The 2,419-nt window shown below is 56.5% G+C and carries 2 protein-coding genes; one reads left to right on the forward strand and one right to left on the reverse strand.

Going from position 1 to position 2,419, the window contains the following annotated elements; translation table 11 throughout:
- Positions 1-131 precede the first annotated feature (131 nt).
- Positions 132-1,103 carry a bile acid:sodium symporter family protein gene (locus tag WBM93_RS06225; RefSeq protein ID WP_424429626.1) on the reverse strand — a complete coding sequence of 324 codons (972 nt, stop codon included), beginning with the start codon at positions 1,101-1,103 and terminating at the stop codon, positions 132-134.
- Between the two features lie 141 nt (positions 1,104-1,244).
- On the opposite strand from WBM93_RS06225, the gene WBM93_RS06230 reads away from it, so the two are divergent.
- On the forward strand, positions 1,245-2,419 hold a 1,175-nt coding region (locus tag WBM93_RS06230; protein WP_424429629.1), incomplete at its 3' end, for a GTP-binding protein.

A 2,419-nucleotide genomic window follows, 5' to 3' on the forward strand; every position in this document is an offset into this window, starting at 1 on the left:
CGGATTGGGCAATCGTCCTGCTGACGCTCGCAATAGGCGCGATTGTCACCCTGGGCATTGGCTTGCTGGGTTCTATTCCGGTGCTGTCCGCCAAACCGGCGAGGGCTTTGCGAGAGCTCTAATTTCTCGCACTAGTCAGGAGCGTCATCCCTGGCCAATCGCACAGCCACCGGCGCAGACAGGAACAATTGCGCGAGATGGTAGAAAATCAGCGGTAATATCACCAGCCCGGCGCGCTCGGGTGCGAAGATGATGGCCGCCAGCGGGGCACCAATGGCAACGCTTTTCTGCCCTCCGGAAAACAGTAATGTCTTGCGGTCAGCGCGCACAAAACCCATCAGGCCGCCGAGCAGCCAGGTGCCACCAAAGGCCAGCGCCAGCCAAAACAATAAAGCGGCGGCCAGCCAGATAAACTCGGTACCGCTGACCCGGCTCCACATCCCGGCGATGATCGCGGCGGAAAAGGATACGTAGACCGCCAGCGCGATAGCGCCCCGGTCAATCCAGCCAGTCAGGTCCTTGTGCTGTATCACCCAGGGCCGCAGCCATTTCTGAAAGACCTGGCCAAGGACGAACGGCAGCACCAATATCGCGGAAAGTTTGATGATCGTTTCGGAAGTGATTTCGACACCGGAAGCCCGGGCGAGCAATGCGAATAGCAGCGGCGACAAAAACACGCCGACAAGATTGATGAACGCGCTGGCGACCACGGAGGCCGCAACATTTCCCTTTGCAATCGCGCAATAGCTGGTTGCCGATTGCACTGTCGAGGGCAGCACACCCAAGAAAAGAAAACCCAGCACCACATCGGCAGGAAGAACCTGATCAACAGCCTTGGACAGCAGCAGCCCGATAATCAGCATCACCCCGAATACCCAGACGAATATCGTCCCCTGCAACCGGATATTGCCAAGCCCGGCCTTCACTTCATGGCGTTCGAGACGGATCCCGTGGAGCAGGAACACCGCAAAGATTCCGGCGTTAAACAAAATCGCGGCAACATCTTTTGCTTGCCCCTGCACGGGTGCCAGAGTTGCCAGCAAGACCGCTACGCTGAGCAGCCAGATGAATTTATCGGTGAGGATGAGGCGAAGGGTTTGCATGTTGGTAGCGGCAAATGGATCGCCGAGGATGATTTGGCAAGCTTTCTGATGTTGCGGTGCAGCACCAAACAGGCTAAGGGCGCGGCAATAGCGGGGCAGTGCTTATGGCCGCCCCTTCCTCTTCTTACGGTAGAATCTAATATGTCCCTTCGCAATATCGCAATCATTGCGCACGTTGATCACGGCAAAACCACGCTGGTTGACCAGCTTTTCCGCCAATCCGGTACGTTCCGTGACAATGAACGTGTCGAGGAGCGGGCGATGGATTCGAACGATCTGGAAAAAGAACGCGGCATCACGATTCTCGCAAAATGCACCAGCGTCGAGTGGAAGGGCACGCGGATCAATATTGTTGATACTCCGGGCCATGCCGACTTTGGTGGCGAAGTGGAACGTATCCTGTCGATGGTCGACGGTGTTATCCTGCTCGTAGACAGCGCTGAAGGCGCAATGCCGCAAACCAAATTTGTCACCGGCAAGGCTCTGGCTCTTGGCCTGAAGCCAATCGTCGTCGTCAACAAGATCGACCGTCCCGATGGCCGTGCAGAAGAAGTGCTCGACGAAGTGTTCGACCTGTTCGTCAATCTCGACGCCAATGACGAACAGCTTGATTTTCCGTCGATGTTTGCAAGTGGCCGCAACGGCTATGCGGGCCCGACACCGGACGTACGCGAAGGTGATTTGTCACCGCTGTTCGACAAGATCATCGAACATGTGCCGGAGCCCGATGTCGACCCGGATGCTGAATTCAAATTTCTCGTCACTTTGCTCGACCGGGATAATTTTGTTGGCCGCATCCTGACCGGCAAGGTCGAAAGCGGAAAGATCGACATTAACATGCCGATCCACGCGATCGACATGGACGGCAAGGTTGTCGAAACCGGCCGCGCGACGAAAATTATGGCGTTTAACGGACTGGAACGCGTTCCCGTGGAAAGCGCCAAGGCGGGCGATATTATTTCTCTCGCAGGCCTGACAAAAGCGACGGTTTCCAACACGATCTGCGATATTTCTGTTACCGAACCGATCGCCGCACAGCCGATTGATCCACCAACGCTTTCGATGCGTTTTGCGGTGAACGATAGCCCGGTTGCCGGCCGTGAAGGAGACAAGGTCACCAGCCGGGTGATTCGCGACCGCCTCGCCCGTGAAGCAGAATCCAATGTAGCGATCAAAGTGACTGAAAGCGACGACCGCGACAGCTTTGAAGTCGCAGGCCGCGGCGAATTGCAACTCGGCGTACTCATCGAAACGATGCGCCGCGAAGGTTTCGAACTCGGCATTTCCCGTCCGCGCGTTCTTTACCGCGAAGAAAA

The organism is Parasphingorhabdus sp. (genome assembly GCF_049667325.1).
Taxonomy (GTDB): Bacteria; Pseudomonadota; Alphaproteobacteria; order Sphingomonadales; family Sphingomonadaceae; genus Parasphingorhabdus.

Excerpts from the sequence above, each read along its gene's own strand:
- WBM93_RS06225 (WP_424429626.1), bottom strand. The coding sequence starts at position 1,103 with ATGCAAACCCTTCGCCTCATCCTCACCGATAAATTCATCTGGCTGCTC.